18 protein-coding genes are annotated in these 20,776 nt (G+C 60.4%); 4 read left to right on the top strand and 14 right to left on the bottom strand.

All coding sequences use genetic code 11. The annotated features are described in order from the left end of the window. Nucleotides 1–6: 6 nt before the first annotated feature. The 14 genes from FVV99_RS16130 to FVV99_RS16065 all read right to left on the bottom strand — a co-directional run bounded on the left by FVV99_RS16130 (nucleotide 7) and on the right by FVV99_RS16065 (nucleotide 15,144). The gene (locus FVV99_RS16130) at nucleotides 7–2,280 is read right to left on the bottom strand and encodes a polysaccharide biosynthesis tyrosine autokinase (protein ID WP_236645442.1); all 2,274 of its coding nucleotides are present in this window, start codon (nucleotides 2,278–2,280) and stop codon (nucleotides 7–9) included. 19 nt (nucleotides 2,281–2,299) lie between these two features. After that, complete coding sequence (locus tag FVV99_RS16125) at nucleotides 2,300–2,752, bottom strand: low molecular weight protein-tyrosine-phosphatase (protein ID WP_148255160.1); 453 nt, start codon at nucleotides 2,750–2,752, stop codon at nucleotides 2,300–2,302. Between the two features lie 5 nt (nucleotides 2,753–2,757). Beyond that, nucleotides 2,758–3,876, bottom strand: coding sequence for a polysaccharide export protein (locus tag FVV99_RS16120; RefSeq protein ID WP_148255159.1), 1,119 nt, complete (start codon nucleotides 3,874–3,876; stop codon nucleotides 2,758–2,760). 333 nt (nucleotides 3,877–4,209) lie between these two features. Next, a complete protein-coding gene (locus FVV99_RS16115; RefSeq protein ID WP_148255158.1) occupies nucleotides 4,210–5,463 on the bottom strand; it encodes an O-antigen ligase family protein in 1,254 nt (417 codons plus the stop codon). A gap of 220 nt (nucleotides 5,464–5,683) precedes the next feature. After that, a complete protein-coding gene (locus FVV99_RS16110; RefSeq protein ID WP_148255157.1) occupies nucleotides 5,684–6,202 on the bottom strand; it encodes a hypothetical protein in 519 nt (172 codons plus the stop codon). Nucleotides 6,203–6,537: 335 nt separating this feature from the next. Then, entirely contained in the window at nucleotides 6,538–7,467 is a 930-nt protein-coding gene (locus tag FVV99_RS16105; protein ID WP_148255156.1) for a dihydrodipicolinate synthase family protein, read from the bottom strand. 151 nt (nucleotides 7,468–7,618) lie between these two features. Then, the gene (locus FVV99_RS16100; protein ID WP_148255155.1) at nucleotides 7,619–8,218 is read right to left on the bottom strand and encodes a HupE/UreJ family protein; all 600 of its coding nucleotides are present in this window, start codon (nucleotides 8,216–8,218) and stop codon (nucleotides 7,619–7,621) included. Between the two features lie 71 nt (nucleotides 8,219–8,289). Continuing rightward, nucleotides 8,290–9,015, bottom strand: a complete 726-nt coding sequence (locus tag FVV99_RS16095; RefSeq protein WP_148255154.1) for a ribonuclease activity regulator RraA — start codon at nucleotides 9,013–9,015, stop codon at nucleotides 8,290–8,292. Between the two features lie 14 nt (nucleotides 9,016–9,029). Next, complete coding sequence (gene araD, locus FVV99_RS16090) at nucleotides 9,030–10,772, bottom strand: L-arabinonate dehydratase (RefSeq protein WP_201745127.1); 1,743 nt, start codon at nucleotides 10,770–10,772, stop codon at nucleotides 9,030–9,032. 120 nt (nucleotides 10,773–10,892) lie between these two features. Then, nucleotides 10,893–11,675, bottom strand: a complete 783-nt coding sequence (locus FVV99_RS16085; protein ID WP_148255153.1) for an HpcH/HpaI aldolase family protein — start codon at nucleotides 11,673–11,675, stop codon at nucleotides 10,893–10,895. 31 nt (nucleotides 11,676–11,706) lie between these two features. Continuing rightward, nucleotides 11,707–12,369: a nickel pincer cofactor biosynthesis protein LarB gene (gene larB, locus FVV99_RS16080; RefSeq protein ID WP_148255152.1), complete on the bottom strand. Its 663-nt coding sequence runs from the start codon at nucleotides 12,367–12,369 to the stop codon at nucleotides 11,707–11,709. Then, on the bottom strand, nucleotides 12,362–13,177 hold the full coding sequence (locus FVV99_RS16075) for an adenine nucleotide alpha-hydrolase family protein (protein ID WP_236645441.1): 816 nt from the start codon (nucleotides 13,175–13,177) through the stop codon (nucleotides 12,362–12,364). Before FVV99_RS16075 ends, larB begins: the two co-directional genes overlap by 8 nt. Next, a complete protein-coding gene (gene larC, locus FVV99_RS16070) occupies nucleotides 13,177–14,373 on the bottom strand; it encodes a nickel pincer cofactor biosynthesis protein LarC (protein WP_161599017.1) in 1,197 nt (398 codons plus the stop codon). Before larC ends, FVV99_RS16075 begins: the two co-directional genes overlap by 1 nt. Before the next feature lie 33 nt (nucleotides 14,374–14,406). Then, on the bottom strand, nucleotides 14,407–15,144 hold the full coding sequence (locus tag FVV99_RS16065) for a FadR/GntR family transcriptional regulator (protein WP_148255149.1): 738 nt from the start codon (nucleotides 15,142–15,144) through the stop codon (nucleotides 14,407–14,409). A 113-nt stretch (nucleotides 15,145–15,257) separates the two neighbouring features. On the opposite strand from FVV99_RS16065, the gene FVV99_RS16060 reads away from it, so the two are divergent. The 4 genes from FVV99_RS16060 to FVV99_RS16045 all read left to right on the top strand — a co-directional run bounded on the left by FVV99_RS16060 (nucleotide 15,258) and on the right by FVV99_RS16045 (nucleotide 20,694). Continuing rightward, nucleotides 15,258–16,586, top strand: coding sequence for a nickel pincer cofactor-dependent isomerase, group 22 (locus tag FVV99_RS16060; protein WP_161599016.1), 1,329 nt, complete (start codon nucleotides 15,258–15,260; stop codon nucleotides 16,584–16,586). A 12-nt stretch (nucleotides 16,587–16,598) separates the two neighbouring features. Further along, complete coding sequence (locus FVV99_RS16055; RefSeq protein ID WP_148255147.1) at nucleotides 16,599–17,564, top strand: 2-hydroxyacid dehydrogenase; 966 nt, start codon at nucleotides 16,599–16,601, stop codon at nucleotides 17,562–17,564. A gap of 176 nt (nucleotides 17,565–17,740) precedes the next feature. After that, nucleotides 17,741–18,691, top strand: coding sequence for a TAXI family TRAP transporter solute-binding subunit (locus tag FVV99_RS16050; protein ID WP_148255146.1), 951 nt, complete (start codon nucleotides 17,741–17,743; stop codon nucleotides 18,689–18,691). Between the two features lie 110 nt (nucleotides 18,692–18,801). After that, nucleotides 18,802–20,694 carry a TRAP transporter permease gene (locus FVV99_RS16045; RefSeq protein WP_148255145.1) on the top strand — a complete coding sequence of 631 codons (1,893 nt, stop codon included), beginning with the start codon at nucleotides 18,802–18,804 and terminating at the stop codon, nucleotides 20,692–20,694. Nucleotides 20,695–20,776 lie beyond the last annotated feature (82 nt).

Here is a 20,776-nt window from a genome sequence, read left to right as displayed (position 1 = left end):
GTGGACTCAGGAGTAGGTGTAATGGTAGTACCCGTAGCCGTAGCTGGCGGCCGCCTTGTTCTCGAGGGCGTTCATGATGCAGCCCTTGACCTCGACACCGGCGTTTTCGAGGCGCTTGAGGGCAATGTTCACTTCACGGGGAGGATTCAACTGGAAGCGTGCGACCATCAACGTCGTTCCGACCTGCTTGCCGACAATCGCGGCATCGGTGACGGCCAGAATCGGCGGCGTATCGATGATCACAAGATCGAACTCGGGGCTGACACTCTGCAGGAAGCGTGAAAACCGCTCCTGCATCAACAGCTCCGACGGATTGGGAGGGACCACACCCCGCGACAGATAACAGAGCCCTTCGATCGAGGTATAACGGATGGCTTTCTGCCAATGGCATCTGCCCGACAGGACATCCGACAACCCGTTATCGGGCTTGTCGCCGAAGATATGGTGAATGTGTCCCTTGCGCATATCGGCATCGATGACCAGCACCCGCTGTTCGGCCTGGGCACAGACCGCCCCAAGATTGGCCGACAGAAAGCTCTTGCCGACATTCGGACTCGGGCCGGTGATCATGATGCTGTTATTGATAGCGTCCAGCATGGCGAAGTGTAGGCTGGTACGCAGGCCTCGCATGGCCTCGATGGCGGTATCAGTCGGGTTCGTCGATGCCAGCAACCCACCGATGACCGCTCGACTCTTCTTGTCACGCCGATGCTTGATGCGTTTGACCAGTTTGGTCTGGGCGTCGGACAACGGCACGGTCGCATAGACCGGCAGTCCAAGTTCCTCAAGTTGTTCGGGGTTTTCCACGCCGCGGTTGAGAAACCCGCGCGCCAGGACGAACGCCACTGACAGGAAACCACCCATGACAGTCGCCAGCATGACGATCACCGGCTTATTCGGGGCAATCGGACCGGCGCCGACCACGGTATCATCGATGATTCGCACATTGCCGATCGTGCCGGCCTTGGCCACCTGCAATTCCTGAGCGCGATTGAGCAGGTTGACATAGATCGCCTGGGTCACCTCGACATCCCGGGTCAGCCGCACGACTTCCTGCTGGGCCGCCGGCAGACTGTCGATCCGCTGATTGAGCTCTTCGCGCTCCTCCTGCAGGTGGGCTCGTTGACGTCCCAGTGCCCGGTAGGAGGGATGATTGCCCGTGAAGCGCTGCGCCAGCTCGGCTTCCTGCAACTCGAGATCACTGAGCTGTTGCTCGACGGCAATCATCTGATTGACCACGGACTGCGATTCCGAATTGAGATCGACACTATTGGTGTCGACCCGATACTGATTCAGCCGCTCTTCAGCCTCATTCAGCTTGGTCCGTAGTTCCGGCGTCTGCTCTTCCAGAAATTCGAGACTCTGATCCGCCTGCGCGGACTGACGCTCGACATTCTGCATCAGGAAGGCCTCACTGATTGCATCGAGCGAATCCTGGATCTCGGCCCGGTCAGTACCCGTCAGGCGCAGTCGCAACATGCCGGTGCTGCTACCGCCACTCGCGCCCTGCTCGCTCACACCAAGACGTGCCCCCAGCGACCCGGCCGCCACCGCGCGAGTCTGTTTGACCAGGGTAAACTCCACTCCGGCCGGCGCAGTGATCTCCGACACCCGCAGGTGCATATCGCCATCAAGGAACGTGACATTGTCACCGACGCGCCCCTGGCCGATCGTCCGTTCCCCCTGAACGAGCGAGTAACTGTCACCATCCTCGACCCGGAGGGTAAAGGGATACCCCCGCAACGATGCTTCGACATCGAAGCGCCCGACTCTCACATTCTCGCCACCCCAGGCCGCCGTATCGATCCCCAGCAAGTCGGGAAGGTCGATCTCATCGATACCCCACTGCGAGAGGTACGGCACCGAAAACGGCTCGGGCCGGGCAATACCGTTGCGGCGTACGTAATCACCGATATACGGCACCCGCTCGGGAATCACCAGCGTATCGAGCCCGGTTCGATCGACCACTTTGCCCAGCACCATCCGTGAGCGCAGTATCTCGACTTCCGCCGAGGTGTTGGCCTCTTCATTGCCCATGATGGAGTCCAGATCACCCAACGGACTGACCGAAGAGCGGCGCTCGACCTGGACCAGCGCATCACCCTGGTAGATTGGCGTGGACAGTGCGGCATAGACGACGCCACCAACGAAGAACAACGCCGTGACGAGGATGATGAACCACTTGTGATCCAGCAGCATGCCGAACAAGCGACCGAAATCGATATCGCTGCCGCCGGAAGAGGACGGTTCTCTATGGGGAAGGTAGGGCATTTGTGTCATTGGTTGTTCCCTGCGGCTGTCATATCAGCCGGTGATACCACTCGTCGGCTGCCCTCACGAGCAACTGATGCACATAGGCATAGGCTTCGCGGCTTTTGCGGTAAGGATCGGGGATTTCCACACCCTGCGGGCCGCCCCCTTCGAGCCAGCGCCCGAACAGGAAAGTCCGGCCGGTGGCTTCCGGGGCCATGTCGCCGATCGCCAACCGCTGTGATTCGGTCATCACTAGCACCAGATCGACGTTTTCCAGCCATTCCCTGCGTAACGATCGCGAACGATGGTGGTGTACACCCAGTCCATCCGCCTCGGCCAACTCCCTGGCCGTACTTGCCACACCCAGCCCCTCTTGCAGGTTGGCATTCAACCCGGCCGAGTGGATCACCCGACCGGGAAGGCGGGCTTGCAACAAGGCGGTCGCCACCGGACTGCGACAGAGATTGCCGCTGCACACCACCAGAATCGAATCGAACATCGATGTCACAGATCGTTCACGTCCGTGGTGGTATTCACGACCGACCCCGGTAGGTTGACGGAGGGCAACAGCAGGCTGATGACGGTATTCCAGCGAGCCAGCGGCGCCGATGTCACGTAAATGATATCCTGCGGTTCCAGCGGGAACCGGGTACCCATCGCCAGCGCCACCGCATTGCTGATATCGAGCTGATAGACCGTGGCCACCTTGTCACTGGCATCGCGGTGGGTGCGGATCACGAAAATCCCCGTCGGCTCGGCCCGCTCTTCCACCACGCCGCCGGCCCGGGCCAATGCATCGGTCAACGTTATCCGCTCATTGCCCAGATTGAGGTTGCCCGGCGCGCGCACCTGCCCGAGCACTGCCACGTTCTGGTTCTCCCGCGTCGGTACATGCAGAATATCGCCGTCCTGAAGCAGCCGGTTCTGTGTCCGGTCGCCCCGCTGCATCATGTCGTACAAGGAGAGAACTTCCTCTTCGTCATCGCGGGTCAGCGTCACCTCATGCCAATTACCTTCACCGCTGATGCCACCGGACAGACTGATGGCATCCATGGCCGTCAACGGCACATTGGTAATGGGAATGGTGCCCGGCGAACCGACCGCGCCACTGACATAGACCTTCTTGGCACGATAGTCAGCGACGGTCACCTCGATCTGCGGGTCGTTGATGTATTCGGACAACCGGCGAGTCAACAAGTCGCGAACCGCCTCGACCGTCATACCCTCGACCTCGACCCGGCCGATATAGGGATAGAAGAGGGTTCCATCGGGATGGACGACATTGCCCGCCTCGGCAGCGCTTCTTTCGCCACCCGCGGGAATGGTCAACTCCGGATGGTCATAGACCACAATGCTGAGGATATCGCCCGGCCCGACCAGATACTCGTACTCGGTGACCGCCGCACTGAGTGCCGGCGATATCGGGCTGGCAATGCTCCCGTTCAGGCGGGCCCGGTACTCGGAGACCAACTCCGGCGTAATCGGCTCGATATCGACCAGGCCATCCAACGAGACGGATTCCGTTTCATAATCGATATGCCCTCCAGGCGCCATTGCACAGCCACTGATGCCGGCTGATAGCGCGATAACTCCCAACCAGTGACGTCCACCCTGCATCAACATACCGGTACCTATTGTTTTCGTTATCAACGATGCTTTACCCACGCTACCGCCCCAGAGTTACCTCGGCATTCTCTCAAGCCGCACAACGCTTTCCATCGCAACGATATCGATGCGACAAGGGATTAATACACTTAGTTACAATAAAACTCCCTGCACTACATAAGATTACATATAGTCGGGGTTTCTGCACGGAGGGATTTTCTAATGCTTTTTATCGAGAGAGGACTAAGAAAATCAATAAAAGTGTAATTTACTGATTTAAAAAGAAATATTAAAACAAACCAATCGATACCTCTATACAAGTCAGGCATCGAAGTGGGGTGTATAGCGAGATTAACGATCAGTTTCTTTTTGTAACAATGACACTCGTCGTTGCAACAGTGCCCATAAGATTGCCAGAAATCCCAGGTAGGCAATGAGACCTCTGGAATCGCGTAGCATGGACTGACTCATACCGAAAATTAGAAAGGCAATCACCAGAAGTATGCCGGATACCATCAACGCCTTTACTTCGGGACACGCATGCCGCCGATAGCGAATGAAAAGCCATGCCGGGACGCCATACACCATGGCAAGGCCGAGACCGCCGACGATGCCCCGTCGCGCCAGCGTATCGAGAATATCGCTGTGGAGTTGGTCGTAATAGTGAATCGCCGGTGACACCGACGCGCCGGCGATCAACATGTCACGTCCGGCGATGAGATCCCCCTCCCCCCAACCCAGCCAAGGTGAAGACTGGAACAGCAGCCAGGCCGTTCGCCACATCTCGACACGTGCTCCGTATGACGTATCCGCCTCGCCGGTACGGTGATAAGCACCGACCTCCTGGGCCAATTCCAGCAAGCGTGGCATGACTCCCACAGGCGCGACTAACACCACGATGCAACACACCACCAGGACCCCGGCCACCAGCCAGGGATTAATCAACCGGAACAGACTACGACGGTAGGCTAATACAATCACGAGCCCCATCACCGGTACGGCGACCCAGGCTCCACGTGTGCCCGACAGCACCATCGCCACCAGCGCCCATACCGTGGCCAGCACCGCAGCCACCAGATGCCATCGAGATGATCGGTACCGCCCGTTCTCCAGTGTCATCAGTGCCAGCACCACTGACATCGCCGCCAACAGCAACGACAGATTACCGAACGGAATCGCATTGATATGCCCACCGGCGCGCTCCGCCCCGAGCAACCGCTCGATCACCGCCACCACACCGGCCCCCGAGGCACCCGCCACGATCCCGAAATACCAGTAACGAAATGGCGGACAGAACCGGCGCAACCACACCAGACCGGCCACCGCCCACAGTGGCCAGAGCGCCATCGACCAGGGCATCAGGCCCTCGCCCCGCCAACCGACATCCGCCAGCCACACCGCCCCGAATACGACCAGTGCCGTCACCAGCTTCCCATCATCCCGATCAAGCCACAGCGACCTGGCATGGAACGACAGCCCCAGCACCAGCCCGGGCAGCAGCAACAGCAACACCCCCTCCAACAGCAAGGGAAGCGTGACCAGGAGTGCGGCAATGGCCACCACACCCCAACCGTTAACCCGCTGCCACCCCGAAGCCTGCTGCATAGATATGCCCAACCTCCGTCACATCAGATGTAAGTGCGACTTCAGTCGCGATTGACCGTACCACCCAGGCAGGGCTCATCGCCCTGCATCGCGGTTGAAACCGCTCCTACGCCCCCACACCCCCCGATCCCGGGACACAGGTTCTGTAGGAGCGACTTCAGTCGCGATTAGTGCCGTCAGGCACCCACAGCGGCACATCCGGCAGCCTCGGCGCAACGGCCTACTGGCTGTTCTCTCCCGCATGGGCACCCTCGCACTGACTTCCAATATGGCGACAGTGCGCCAGAGCAAACTGCAAATCGGATAATTCTCTCAATACCGAATACATGCGTATCCAGCCAATGAGTATACCGATCATGAAACAAGCGGGGTACAGCATCAGTGGCGTGTCAAATAGCTGTTCCCACTCGGTTCCCGCCAAGTGATCAATGAGAATGCCCAGAAGCGGAGATCCTAATACGATGCCCCGAATCACCTGCTGCTGACGAGATAGCCTTCTCATCAACGAGGTCAAATATGCCAGCCTCAATCGCGCACTGGGAAAGACCATGCTGTCCAGCTTGGCGATCATCTCCATCGATTTCGCTAACCGCTTATCCTGTTCCTGCAACAGGTCGTTGCATGGATCGATGATGGCACTAGCTCCCTGCCATATAGGCACCAACATCATCCAGATACCATAGAGATACAGAAAAATCACATACATCAGGAGGGCGATATTGGCTCCAGGGAGCGACATGAGCCAATTCCCAAACAGCCATAAACAGGCCATGACGACAACCAACGAGGCAAGTACCACGACCGTATGCCAGGCCAGAAAACCAAAGAAACTTTGAGGTCTTGGAGAGAGGCTCCGCTGCATGGCGAGCAGTAACGTAAAGCTGGGATCACTGATCGGCTGATGGCATGAAACGATCTCGCTGGGAGTCTGTCTTTTAAAAGGCTCTCTCACGCAATCAATAAAGATCCTCCATGACGAGATCATGCATGCCTCCTTGCAACGGGTAATCTCAGCTAGCCAATGTATAGTCAGCAGGCAGTATCTCAATCTTTAAACAAGATTCCATCAACGCCTCATCCATGATTGGTCTTCTCCAGCCCCTCCATGCGAAATCCCAAGGCGTCCAATGAGGCGACGAGTTCTGCGGAGCGCGACTCGTCCAACTCGACCAGCGGCGGTCGTACGCGTCGCCAATCTGCTGCCCCGGAGAAGTGCGCCGTCGCCGCTTTCATGGCGGGAATCAAGGGATAGCTCTCGAACAGGTCGCGCAGCACGTTGAGTGCCTGCTGCCGCTGATCGGCATCCCCGGCCTGCCAGTTCGCGGCCAGGCCGGCGATGGCGCCAGGATTGACGTTGGCGGTAGCACTGATACAACCGGCGCCGCCGGCTCGCAAGGTATCCAGCAAGAAGCGCTCACTGCCGGCATAGATGGCGAAGTCGCCATCGCCGAAGCGATCGATAAGGGCCTGGGTATGTTCCCAATCCCCGCCGCTGTCCTTGATCCCGGCGATGGTGCCGGGGAAGGCATCGCGCAGTCGCTCGATCAGTGCCAACGACAGCGGCACCTGGGCGACGGGCGGAATGTGATAGAGATAGACTTGCAGCCGTGCATCCCCTACCCGCTCGATGACCTCGCTGTAGTAGCGAAACAGCCCCTCGTCGCTGACTCCCTTGTAGTAGAAAGGCGGTAGCATCAATACGCCCGCACAGCCCGCCGTCAGGGCCTCGTGCGTTAGTGTCACGCTGTCGCCAATCGCGCAGTGCCCGGTACCGGGCATCAAACGGGCGGGATCGATCCCACCCTCGACCAGGGCATTCAATAGCCCCTGCTTCTCCGCCACCGTCAGCGAATTGGCTTCGGAGTTGGTACCGAACACCGCAAGCCCGACACCATGCGAGGCAAGCCAGCGGCAATGCGACACGAATCGCCGCTCATCCGGCGCCAGATCGGCGCCGAAGGGAGTGATCACCGGAGACCAGACGTCTCCATGTTGCTGGGACATGACGTTCTCCTTATCGAATCGGTACCCATCACTGCCAGGGCTCGATGGCATAGGGACGGGTCCATCCCATTTCCCACCAGCCCCCCTAACCGCCTATCCTGGTGGCACCGGTTTGGTAGGAGCGACTTCAGTCGCGATTCCGCTTTTCATCTTAGCTGAGTGTCAGGAACGCACCGCCGGTCGTGATGAGAGCACCCAGCAGTTGTACGAGGCGTTTGTCGTGTGACATCAGCCGCTGGCCAACCCAACGGGCCGTGTAGATGATCAATAACGTGGCGACAGTAAAGCCGGCTAAATAGGCCAACGGCGCTATCCCCGCCGGCATTTCCGCCCCATGTGCCTGGCCATGGAAAAACAGGAAAAGCACGACCATCGGGGCGCCCAGCATTGTCGGTGCCCTGCAGAGCGTGGTAACCAGCATCCCCATCAGCAGGACCGACATGACGATACCGAATTCAATCCCCGGCAAGAGTAAGCCTCCCCACGCAACGACGGCACCAAGCAGCATGCCGCAAGCAGCCAACAGAGGGATCACCGCCCGACACGTCGGACGTTGATTGAGACTCCAGACGCCGATCGCCATCATTGCCACCAAATGATCGAGTCCAAACAGCGGATGGGTCAGCCCTGCCCCAAACCCACCGCCGACGACGTCATGTCCCGGATGGGCGTGAACGCTACCCGACCACACGAGAACCACGGCACCCAGTGCCAGTCCCACCCTGGCCGCTTCGTTGACAAGCCGCGACATAGCTACCTCCTGATTCATCATCAATGCATTAACACGGGACCGATGCGGCCCTCGGCAAACGTCGGTGGTGCTTATCGGCCCTGACGTTGTCGCCAGGCCGCAAAATCATCCTTGCTCTGCTGCTTCGTCGGTGGGTACAGACCGATGATGGATCGACCGGCCAGGACCTCTTCCGTGACGAAGTCTTCAAATGCTGTCATTTCAACGGCCTCATCAGCGATTTCATCGGCGAGATGTGCCGGTATGACAATCACTCCCTCACTGTCTCCGACGATGACATCGCCGGGGAAGACAGGGACATCGCCGCAACCGATCGGCACATTGATGCCGATCGCCTGGTGGAGCGTCAGGTTGGTCGGCGCGGACGGACGCTGGTGATACGCCGGAATCTCCAGTCCGGCGATCTCCGGCGAGTCGCGAAAACCGCCGTCCGTCACGACACCGGCCACTCCCCGCACCATCATTCGTGAAATGAGGATGGATCCCGCCGACGCCGCGCGAGGATCGCGTCGACTGTCGATGACCATCACCCCGCCGGCAGGACACTGCTCGACGGCGGCGCGTTGAGGATGGTCAGGATCCTGGAAGACCGTGATGGGGTTGAGATCCTCCCTGGCGGGGATATACCGGAGCGTGAACGCCTCTCCCACCATATTGGGTTTCTCGGGATCGAGAGGGCTTACCTCCTGAATGAACTGATTGCGCAACCCACGCTTGAATAGCGCCGTACTCAAGGTGGCCGTACTGACGCCCATCAGCTTTTCGCGTGTCTGTGTCGTAAGGGTCGTTTCTGACATGACGTTCGTGCTCCTTAATAAATATCGGGCTCGCCCACGGCAGGACCGAAATCGGTCTCCAGAAAGTCGAAGTCACAGCCTTCGTTCGCCTGTTTGATGTGTTGCGCAAACATCCAGCCATAGCCTCGGGCGAAGGCCGGCCTGGGGGGCGTCCATTCAGCGCGGCGACGCGCCAGTTCCTCGTCCGAGACATCCATGGAAAGACGCCGCTGCGCAATATCGACGTGGACCATGTCGCCGGTTCTCAACAGCGCCAACGGCCCGCCGGCCGCCGCTTCGGGGGCGGCGTGCAGCATGCAGGCGCCATAACTCGTACCGCTCATGCGGGCATCGGAAAGGCGCAGCATGTCGCGCACGCCCTGCTTAACGAGCTTGGTCGGAATCGGCAGCATGCCCCACTCGGGCATCCCCGGCCCTCCCAAGGGCCCCACGTTGCGAAGCACCATCACATGGTCGGCCGTGACATCCAGATCGTCGTCGTCGATGGCCGCCTTCATTTCGGGGTAACTATCGAATACCAGGGCAGGCCCCGTATGGTCATGAAACCTGGGGTCGCAGGCGGCGGGCTTGATCACGCACCCATCGGGAGCCAGATTGCCACGCAATACCGCCAGTGACCCTTCCCGATACACCGGATTCGACAAGGGGCGTATCACCTCATCGTTGTAGACTTCGGCACCCTGCAACGTCTCGCCCAGGGGCTCACCGGCCACCGTCAAGGCGTCGAGCGCCAGATAATCGGTCAGACGGGTCATCAACGCACGTAGACCCCCCGCGTAGTAAAAGTCCTCCATGAGATAGTGCTCGCCGCTCGGTCGCACATTGGCGATGACGGGAATATCACGGCTGGCCTGATCGAAATCATCCAGCGTCATGTCGATGCCCGCGCGGCGGGCCATGGCAATCAAGTGGATGACCGCATTCGTCGAACATCCCGTCGCCATGGCGACGGTGACGGCATTGTTGACCGCCGCCGGCGTGATGATTCGATCCGGGGTCAGGTCTTCCCAGACCATGGCGACGACTCGACGCCCCGAGGCCGCACACATGCGTATATGGTTGGCATCTGCGGCGGGAATCGAACTGGCCGCCGGCAACGTCAGGCCCATGGCTTCAGCTATCGCGGTCATGGTGCTGGCCGTTCCCATCGTCATGCAGTGGCCATAGGAACGGGCAATCCCGCCTTCAATGGCGATCCACTCGTCACGCGAGATGTTGCCGGCGCGGCGTTCATCCCAATACTTCCAGGCATCCGAGCCACTGCCCAGGACATTGCCCTGCCAATTGCCACGCAGCATCGGGCCGGCCGGCACGAAAATCGCAGGGAGTCCTGCACTGACCGCACCCAATACCAAGCCCGGCGTGGTCTTGTCGCACCCCCCCATCAACACCACGCCGTCCACGGGGTGCGAGCGCAGTAGCTCCTCGACTTCCATGGCCAGCATGTTGCGATACAGCATGGTGGTCGGTTTCACGAAGTTCTCGGCGAGAGAGAGCGCGGGTAGCTCGATAGGAAAACCGCCGGCTTCGAGAATCCCACGACGGACATCGTCTACGCGGTGCTTGAAATGCGCATGGCAGGGATTGATATCGGACCAGGTATTGATGATGGCAATCTGCGGCCGGGCTTCCCAATCACTCGGTTCCCGGCCCATCTGCATGGCCCGCGAGCGATGACCGAAGGAACGCAGGTCGTCGGGCGCATACCAGCGGGCACTCCGTAAGGTATCGGGGCGTTTTCTGTTGTTGATCGTCATGACATGTCCTGAAACAGCTAGGAGACGCGACATTCAACTCGTCTGCTTATCATTCATATGATGAATGAGATGACAGTGATGCCGTTCTCTTGATAGAAGATCTACGCGGTAGCGAACGGCTTAACGATTGGCAACCAAGGCCTTGAAATGATCCGCCCTGGCATCGGCCTGGCGAGTCAACAGCCCCATGTCCGAGGCCACCGCAATGAACGCAAAGCCGGCATCGAGCCATTGTTCCGCCTGTTCCTGCACGGGCGCGAGGATGCCCGCCGGCAGTCGGTGCTCACTGCACAGTGCCAGGCCCCTGGCGATCTCCCGTTGCACGTCGACATGTCCGGCTTCACCGATATGCCCCAGGTCGGCGGCGAGATCGGAAGGACCGATGAAAATGGCATCGACCCCTTCCACCGCGGCAATGGCGGGAATATTGTCGATCGCGCTCGACGTCTCGACCTGCACGATCAGGCACAGCTCGTCATTGGCCCGGTGGACATAGTCAGGCACGCGGCCATAGCGGTTGGCACGATGGGCAGCAGCCACGCCGCGGATACCCTGGTTGGGATAGCGAACTGCCGCGACCGCGCGTTCGGCCTCTTCCGCCGTCTGCACGAAGGGAATCAGCAAGGTCTGCGCCCCGATGTCGAGAAAGCGCTTGATGAGAACCGGATCGTTCCAGGCCGGGCGTACGACAGCCGCGGTCTGGGTTCCCGCCAACGCCTGCAGTTGTGTCACGACATTGGGGAGTTCATTCGGTGAATGCTCGGTGTCCAACAGCACCCAATCGAATCCGGAATCGCTCAGGGCGTCGATCACGATGTTGGAACACAAGGTGCTCCATATACCGATCTGCGCCTGTTCGTTCAACAACGACTTGAAGCGGTTCTTGGGTAAGGTGGCAGGCATAGCGTCTCCTTGGGTTTGTTATTGTCGATGATCACGACTGGCTTCCTAGAATCCGGATGGCGGCACAGGCCGCCCCGTATCCGTTATCGATATTCACCACGGTCACGCCCGGAGCACAGCTGGACAACGCCGAATCCAGGGCTGCTCGACCACCGTCAGCGACGCCATAGCCCACCGACGTCGGTACCGCGATGATGCTTCCCGATACCAGGCCGGCGACGACACTGGGCAAGGCAGCGTCCATGCCGGCGAACACCAGCTTGATGGGGACGGCCTCCAGCCGCTCGACATGGTCGAGCAGCCGCCACAGGCCGGCCACGCCCACGTCGCTGACCACATCGACGGCATAGCCGTTATATTCGAGCGTGCGCCGCGCTTCGGCAGCGACTCGCGCATCCGCCGTACCGGCCGTGACGATGGCGATGGCCGGCGCATCCCGAGGGGACGGCATGTCACCCAACACGGCCGTGCTGGACAGCGAGTCATAATCGAGAATCTGCTGAATGTGCGCAGGTTGGGCCTCCCAGCACTGCTGGCTGATGCGGGTAATGAGCAAGCGGCGCTCCTCCGCGACGGCCTCATCGACGATCGCGGCAATGCGATCCGGCGTCTTGGATTGCGCAAAGACCGCCTCCTCCAACCCGATACGAGAGGCTCGATTGCGATCGAAACGGACAATCTGTTCATCAGCCATGCAGAAAAGCGCTCCCTTGTTGATAGGCTTCCAGGGTAACGGGCGCTTCACGCCCATGATCCGCCATGATGCGTCTGGCCTGAGACAGCAATTGCCGCTGCATGGCCGGGCTCAGCGATTCGAACGATGCGTCGCCCAGCTCGATGCAGTATTCCGAATGACGAACGCGGCACCGCACCGTGATGTTGCCCAGCCGGTCACGTACCGATTTTTCGATCGCATCCACCATCAGCAGCGTATCGGCCTCGACCGCCAGCCCCGTCTCGACACGGCTCGACAGACAGGGCGCGGCGGGTAGACGCGCGATATCGGTCAGACCCAACGAGTGCGCCAGCGCGCGAACCGCAGCCTTGTCCATACCCGCATCCACGAATGGATGGAACACCCCATGCTCGCTCGCGGCGATCAGACCGGGACGATAATCACCCAGGTCGTCAGTATTGGTTCCCGAGGCCATCGTCAGGGACGTCCCCTGGAAATGCGCCTGCAGGCGCGACATCGTGTGGTACAGGTGAGTCTTGCAGTAATAACAGCGATTGACGGGATTACGGAGATAATCGGGATCGTCGAACTCCCCCGCATCGATGACCTCGAGCTGCAACTGCCATTGGCCGGCAAGCCGCCGGACCCGGGCTGAGGCATCCCCCGGCACGGCCGGCGACAGCGCATGGCAGAGCGTCACGTTCTCCCGGCCCCGGACCCGACGGGCGGCCGCTGCCAGGGTCAGGCTATCCACGCCACCGCTGACGGCTATGACCAGCATTTCGGGTGTCTGCAAGGCATCATGCAGTGCGGCGGGTACGCACATCACGGCTCCTCCCCTGCCTGTTCGGCTTCACGCCTGACCTGCTGTCGACGCTGTTGAGACTCCCGCAGTCGAGCGATGTCATCCGCCTCGGCTTTACGGGTAGCACCGGATGGCCGGGATGCCGTCTTGATGCGGACCTGTCCCTGGCTGGTAGTGGCTTCGCCATGTTCTCTGGTCAGCAGCGCGCGCTCGATCTCGTGATAGCGAATGCCGAGCGTCGTGGTCTGGCGAAAACACGCCGCCAGGATGTCGTCGAAACACTCGGGCTGCGCCAGCAGTTCGACCTGAAAACCGACCCGCCCCTTTTTCGCTGCCCGGGTCGCCAGCGTGACATCCAGCACACCGGCCGTGTCACGCAGGATATCGACGGCAATCGCGATGTCTTCCGGTGTCTGGTCATCGATATCGAAGGTTGCCCGAATGACCCGGTCATGTACGCATCCGGCGTCGTTGGCCGTCGCCTCGAGCACCAGCAAACGCAGGGCATTGGCCCGGTCAGGCAGTTCCCGCGTGCCGAATCCCATGCCGGTATCGCGCAGTCGTCCACTGCAGCGGGTATCGAAACGACAGTCGAGATGGCGCAGAATGGCCGCCCCGGTCGGGGTGATGCGCTCCCCGCCGAGCCCATCGTCATGCACCGGCATCCCGTCAAGAAGCTGGGCCGTCGCGGGTGCCGGCACCGGCACCCAGCCGTGATCGGTAGGCACCTGGCCACTCCCCAAGGGGAGAGAACCGCACAACCACTTGGTTTCCCCGATGGCCTCAAGCAGCGTGGCAACCGCCACGACATCGATCACCGAGTCCCAGGCGCCGACCTCATGGAACGCCACCTGTTCGCGGGTCGTCCCGTGAACGGTCGCCTCGGCATCCGCCAGCAGCGCATAGATATCCAGCGCTCGGCGTGCAACACCCTGCGGCAGCCCGCAATGGCCGATGCGCTCGACGAGATCGGGATAATGATGGTGGCTATGGGCCGCCCGTTCGCTTGCGGCCTCGACGCGGAACCGTTTGCCTTGAAATCCCGCAAACGTCCCCGGCTCGACACGCCAGTTCACCGCGGCCGGCAAGCGCAAACACGCCAGCGAGTCCGCCAGCGCCGGTTCATGTTCAGGAAACGCATCCAGCAGCGCGGCGACCATCATGTCACCGGCAACGCCACCGAGCGGATCGATCCGAATCAAGCGCTTTCGCTGCATGGCGAGCTCCATCCTCGTTATCGCGTAGGCACGCTACGGATTCATGACGCCGTAGTACGTCTTCAGGCGGTGCATGTTGCACTCGATGTGATATCTCGCGGCAATCCGGGCGGCATCGACATCCTGATCGGCGATGGCATCGATCAGGGTCTGGTGCTCGGCGATGGGGGCCTGCCCGCCATCGACACGGGTCGCTGCCTTGCGCCGCGACACCAGGATCGTTTCCTTGAGATAACTGCTCAGATAGTTGAAAAACTCGAGATACAGCTCGTTGTCGGTGGCGGTACAGACAGCCCGATGGAACGCCATATCCGCATCGACCCCGGCCTGAATGTCGCCCGACGCCACCGCTTCCTGAAACGAATTCTGAGCATCGCGCATCATCGTCAAGTCGTGGCGGGTACGTCGCTCGGCGGCAAACGCCGCAGCCTCGACCTCGAACCCCATGCGTAACTCCACCATGCGCAGCACATGCTCGATGCTCTGCGCATCATGGCCACGCATGGAGAACCCGCGATCCGGGCGTGTCGATACCACGAACACCCCTCGCCCCTGCTGGCTGCTCAACAAGCCATCCACCTTCAAGCGAGACACAGCTTCACGAACCACGGTGCGACTGACGCCCAGTTTCTTGGCCAGTGTGCTCTCGGAAGGCAGTAGCTCCCCCACCTCGAGGTCACCGGATGTCACCATGCTGCGAAGTTCATCCGTCACTTGATCGCTCAAGCTGACGGTCTTGCGAACGGCACGGAATCCAGATGGCTCTTTCATTCTCTCTCACTCATGACTTACAAAATGCGATTTATATTCTTATCATACAAGATACACGTCCAACAGCAAGCGTGTTAACAGCGTTGCTCGAACACCACAATAAGGAGACCGAAATGGGCCAGCATGCCAGCTTTCCCGACGTCGAGTTCCCCCACCTGGCCGAGGTCAGACTGCCCCGAGTCATCCCCGTTCGACTCAATCACCGACTAGGCACGCCGGTGTCCGATATCGACCGACGTACCCGGCAGGTGGTGCGAGAAAGCCGTCAAGTCGCACGGCTCGCCCCCGGCAGCCGTGTCGCGGTCGGTGTCGGAAGCCGCGGCATCGCCGCGCTCGTCGAGGTCATCACGGCTGTCGTGTCCGAACTTCAATCACTGGGGCATACACCGTTCATCGTTCCGGCCATGGGCAGCCATGGCGGCGGCACGGCCGAAGGTCAGGAAGCGGTGCTGGCCAAGCTGGGCATCACCGAAGCCAGCGTGGGCGCTCCCGTGCACGCCACGATGGACGTCGTCGAATACGGCAAGACGGCGGAAGGCATCGAATGCAAGTTCGATCGCAATGCCGCCGACGCGGACGGCATCATCATCGTCAACCGTATCAAATCCCACACGACGTTCGACCGCCCCATCGAAAGCGGCTTGACCAAGATGATCGCCGTCGGGCTGGGCAAGGCCGAAGGGGCGCGACGCGTGCACAAACTCGGCCCGCGCGGCCTCTCCGACGTACTGCCCAACCTGGCACGCATCGCCCTGGCCAATGCGCCCATCACGCTCGGCATCGGCCTGGTCGAGAACGCCAACAAGGATATCGTGCACCTCGAAGGGGCCGAACCCGACGCCATCATGGCAACCGACGAACGCCTGCTCAAGGAGGCCAAATCCTACCTTCCGCGTCTGCCCATCACTCAGGCCGATGTACTGATCGTCGAACGCAGCGGCAAGGAGATCAGCGGCACGGGGATGGACTTTGCCGTCACGGGACGCACCGACATCCGCGGCATCGACAACCCCGCAACGCCGTTCATCCATAAACTGGGGTTGCTGAACCTGACCAAGGAGACCGCGGGCAACGCCGTCGGTATCGGCATGGCCGATTTCACGACCCGAGCGGCCGCCGAAGCCGTCGACTTCAAGGCCACCTACATGAATGCGCTGACGGCCACCCTGGTGGATAAGTCACGCATCCCCATCGTGCTGCCGACCGAACGGGACGTGATCGCGGCTGCCGTCACCACGTCGTGGGCGCTCAACGATGAAGACGCCCGGTTCTGCATGATCTCGACCACCCTGCACCTGGACCGGATCATGGTATCTCCCGCCCTGCTGGACGATATCCCCGACGGCATGGCGGAACCGATAGGCCCTCCGCAGACACTTCAGTTCAACGCGCAAGGCGAGCTGATGACCTCGCTCTGGCATCAGCATTTCGACACTCATTGAGGATAACGAGTCATGACAGAACAAGCCTCCAAGCCCGAAGTTCTTCTGTTGCAACGTATCGCCGACCCCGGTATGGAGCGACTCGAGGAACATTTCAACGTCGTCCACCTATGGGATAGCCCGACACCCGAACGCGCCATGCACGACCATGCGGACACCGCCAGGGGCGTCCTGACGGGTGCCAACATCGGGCTGACACCGGAGCAAGCGGAACGGTTGACCAACCTCGAGATCATCTCGCTGCACGGCGTCGGTCTCGATCGGGTCGATATCGATCACGCCCAGCGCAAGGGCCTGCGCATCGCCTATACCCCGGACGTGCTGACCGCGGATGTCGCCGACATGGGTTTCGGACTCATGATGTCGACGCTTCGGCGCCTGCCGCAAGGACACGATTTCGTCAAGGCGGGGCATTGGGCACAAGGCAAGCAGCCTCCCTTGACCCGCAGCCTGACGAGCAAACGTCTCGGCATACTCGGACTCGGTCGTATCGGCCAGGCCATCGCGACACGGGCGGAAGCCTTCGGTATGGAAATCGCCTATACCAACCGGACACCCAGAGAGGATGTGTCCTATGCGTTCGAACCGGACCTGCAACGACTGGCCGCCTGGAGCGATGTCCTGATGGTGGCCGCCGCCAGCTCCCCCGGCATGCGGGCCTTGGTCGACGACAACGTGCTGGCCGCACTTGGTCCGGACGGTATCGTCGTCAACGTGGGACGTGGCGTGCTCGTCGATGAGAGCGCCCTGATCGCCCGGCTCGAACGTGGTGAATTGCTCGGAGCCGGCCTCGATGTGTTCGCCGATGAGCCCCGCATCAACGATGCTCTGCTGACGCTGGATAACGTCGTGCTGTCGGCTCATCGGGCAAGTGCCACCGTCGAGACGCGCAATGCGATGGCCCTTCAGAGCGTGGAGCATCTGATACAGCATTTTTCCGGGGCTCAACCGAGCCACCTGGCCACGTCGGAGGAATGACCTTATAAATCCTTTTCTATCAATTAATTATATAACTTGTCATATAACCAGTTGACAGAACATATGATAAACAATACTTTAAAATTGCCTTGCTGAACGAGGCTCACACCTGCACTGAACAAGCTCAATGAAGACAGTGCAGCACCGAACTAAGACAAGAAGTGAGGAGTAACGTCATGTTCAAACTGGGTAAGCACGCCTCCATGACAACAATCGCTGCCCTGAGTGTCACTGCGGTTTCCATGGCTCAGGCCCAGGATTTCACCCTCTCGACCGGGTCACAGGGAGGATCCTGGTATCCGATCGGAGGGGCACTGAAAGCCGTCGTTGAAGACAAGGTCGATGATGTTTCCATCACGGTGACACCAGGTTCCGGCCTCGCCAACGTCCAGGGTGTGGCCAATGGGCGCTTCCCGATCGCCTTCGCCAACTCCATCTCCACGGTCGATGGCATCAATGGCAGAGATCCCTTCAACAAAGCCATCGACAACGTCTGCAACCTCGGCACGCTCTATCCACAGTATTTCCAGGTCATGGCGCTTGACGACGCCGAGGTCGAATCCGTCGCCGATTTCGAAGGCAAGCGTCTCACCACGCAACAGAATGGTCACACCGGCGAGATGCTCACGCGCGGCCTGCTGGATACCAACGACTTGAGCTACGACGATCTAGAGAGTGTCAGCCACCTGTCATATTCCGATTCGGTCATCGCCATGAAGGATGGTCACGCCGATATCTTCACGCTCGGTACCGCCCTGCCTGCCGGTTCGGTGATGGACCTGGCCAATAGCCGTGACATCAGCTTCGTACCGATCGACGACGCGACCTTCGATCAGTTCAAGGAGCAGAACGCCGCCTTCCAGAAACGCATGGTTCACGCGGGCAGCTACCCGGGCGTGGATGAGGATGTGCCGGCCATCACCTATGACACGCACATGATCGCCCAGTGTGATTTCGATGACGAGATCGTCACCGCCTTTCTGGAGGCTGTGGTCGAGAACACGGACTCTCTCGGCGATATCAGTCAGGCCATGAAGGATCTGACGCCTGAAGACATGGCCACCGACATCGGCGTGCCGCTGCATCCCGCCGCGGAAGCGTTCTACCGCGAACACGACGCACTGTAAACGCCATCATGACGACCGCTGCCCTTGCCCAGCCGAACTGGGCAAGGGGGCAAGCCCCTATCGGCAGCCAGGTCATCGGCGAAGAACAGCAATAAAATCGGGAGTTCTCCGTGCGCCACACCTCAACGTCGCTCTATGCCCGGGTTTTCGGACTATCGATCAAGGTCATCCTGGTCGGTATGTCGCTATACCATATCTATATCGCGCTGGCCGGAACGCCAGGCCCTTACATACTGCGCGGCATCCATGTTGCGCTGGCCGTTTCCCTGATTTTCCTGACCAGCAACTACCGACGCGAATCTGTCACCATACCGCCCTGGTACGACATGATACTGGCGGTCATAGGCCTGTTTGCAGCGCTATACCCCAGCTTGAATCTGGACTACATCTTCTCGCGCTTCATCTATGTCGACCCGCTGACCACGCGTGACATCATCGCCTCCATCACCCTCGTGATCCTGGTGCTGGAAGCCGCCAGGCGAGCGATCGGACCGGCGCTACCGATTACCGCCATCTGCTTTCTGGTCTACGCCTTTACAGCAACCAATACGCTACCTACCGTCGTGCTCGAACAGCTCGCCATCACCACGGAAGGCATCTTCGGTATCCCGATCGCCGTCTCGGCAACCTACATGGTGCTGTTCATCATCTTCGGCGCCCTTGTCGAGCGCATGGGGATCGGTCAGTTGTTCATGGATTTCGCCGTCGCACTGACAGGACGCCAGGCCGGCGGTCCCGCCAAGGTCGCCTGCGTCACCAGCGGCATGTTCGGCTCCGTGTCCGGCTCGGCCGTTGCCAATGTCATGACGACCGGCACCTTCACCATTCCCTTGATCAAGCGCATGGGATTCCGGCCGGCCTTTGCCGGTGCCACGGAAGCCGTCGCCTCGACGGGGGGGCAGATCATGCCACCGGTCATGGGCGCAGCGGCCTTCGTCATGGCCGAGTATCTCGGCACCGGCTATCTCAAAGTGGCGATGTATGCCATTACACCTGCCGTGCTGTTCTATGTCGCCCTGTTCTTCGGCATCCATTTCGCGGCCAAACGCAACAATGTCGGCAGCGTGCCTGAAGAGGATCAAGTGCCACTAGGGCGCGTCCTCAAGGAACGCGGCCACCTGTTCATTCCGCTGGTCGTCATCATCGGCGCCCTGGTGCTCGGTTACTCTGCGCCCTACTCCGCCATGTGCGGTATCGCCTCGGTGATCCCTACCGCGTTTCTGCGCAAGACGACCCGCCACTACGTCACGCTGCGCAACACCATCGATGCACTGGAAAACGGGGCGAGGAACGTATTACCGATCGCCGCCGCCTGTGCCTGCGCCGGCATCGTCGTCGGCGTGATCGACATCACCGGCATCGGCCTGAGCTTCTCGAACTTCGTCATTTCGGCTTCACAGGACATCCTGGTACTGGCCCTGCTGCTCAGTATGGTGGCGGGTATCATCCTGGGCATGGGCATGCCGACCACGCCGGCCTACATCGTCCAGGTCGCCCTGCTGGTCCCGGCCCTGACCAAACTCGGCGTGCAAGCCGAAGCCGCCCACCTGTTCGTGTTCTACTTTGCCATCCTGTCCGCCATCACGCCTCCGGTAGCCATGGCGGTCTACGCGGCCAATACACTGTCGAAAGCCAAGATATGGGAATCGAGCATCGAGGCCCTCAAACTGGGCGCCGCCGGTTTCATCGTGCCGTTCATGTTCGTCTATGAACCGACCATCCTGCTGCAGGGAGAACCGCTGCGCATCGCACTGGTGCTGACGCAGGCCACCATCGGCGTCATTGTGCTGGCCGCAGCACTACAACGGTACATGTTCGCGCCGCTACGGCGCTGGCAACAGTTCCTGCTCTTCGGCACTGCCATCAGCTTCATCTATCCCGATTGGCGAGTCACTCTCGGCGGTAGTCTGGTGCTACTGATCAGCATGCTGCCGATACTGCTCAACAGGCAGTCTCTCACCACGAAGAGCGATCAGGATCTGTACGAGTCGCCACGGCAATGACTCACGCACCCGCCTCGGGATGCTGACGACAGCCGTCCCGAGGCCCGGGGACCGTGCGCAACCTCGGCCACTGCCGCCGCGT

Origin of the sequence: Aidingimonas lacisalsi, assembly GCF_008079445.1 — a bacterium.
Taxonomy (GTDB): domain Bacteria; phylum Pseudomonadota; class Gammaproteobacteria; order Pseudomonadales; family Halomonadaceae; genus Aidingimonas; species Aidingimonas lacisalsi.
The sequence above is the reverse complement of the archived record's forward strand: the minus strand, read 5'-3'. Positions and strand labels throughout refer to the sequence as shown.